Source organism: Streptomyces hilarionis (assembly GCF_024539675.1).
Taxonomy (GTDB): Bacteria; Actinomycetota; Actinomycetes; order Streptomycetales; family Streptomycetaceae; genus Streptomyces; species Streptomyces hilarionis.
Genome location: NZ_JAHHIT010000458.1, coordinates 1 through 429, shown reverse-complemented (window position 1 = coordinate 429; position 429 = coordinate 1). Strand labels below are relative to the sequence as shown.

Genomic DNA, 429 nt, shown 5'->3' with positions numbered 1-429 from the left:
CTTTGATAATAATGAAGGCACCCGAAGGGTGCCTTTCAACAAAGTGAATCAAGATGCCGTACGCTGCTGTTTAGCGGGCGTTGGCTTGGATTGTTCCTCTGCTACTGGCTCGGATGCTTCTTCGCTTGCGAGCTGTGCTTCAGGTTCCGCTTCGCCGTCTTCAACAACTGGTTCTACTTCACGAGGCTTTGCTTCATAGACGGTTTGGCCATCCACCTTGATCCAGCCGATAAACAACAGGCGTCCCTTGAGGCTTGCTCCAGGTTGACCTTTTTTATCGCCTTTCTCGTAGGTAAATGCGTCGGTCCAGATATCACCGATGCGGAAGCTCACAAGGACCTTCTTTCCGGCTTCAACGGCTGCTTGGCTGCGACGAATCAGCTTTTCAGCTTCAGCGCCGACCACGTTGCAGTCGATATAGGAATACTC

General features: G+C 51.7%; 1 protein-coding gene. It reads right to left on the bottom strand.

What is annotated here, in order from left to right; all coding sequences use genetic code 11:
* Positions 1-48 precede the first annotated feature (48 nt).
* Positions 49-429, bottom strand: a 381-nt coding sequence (locus KMS84_RS43935; protein WP_256921346.1) for a DUF3577 domain-containing protein, incomplete at its 5' end; no start/stop codon positions are given.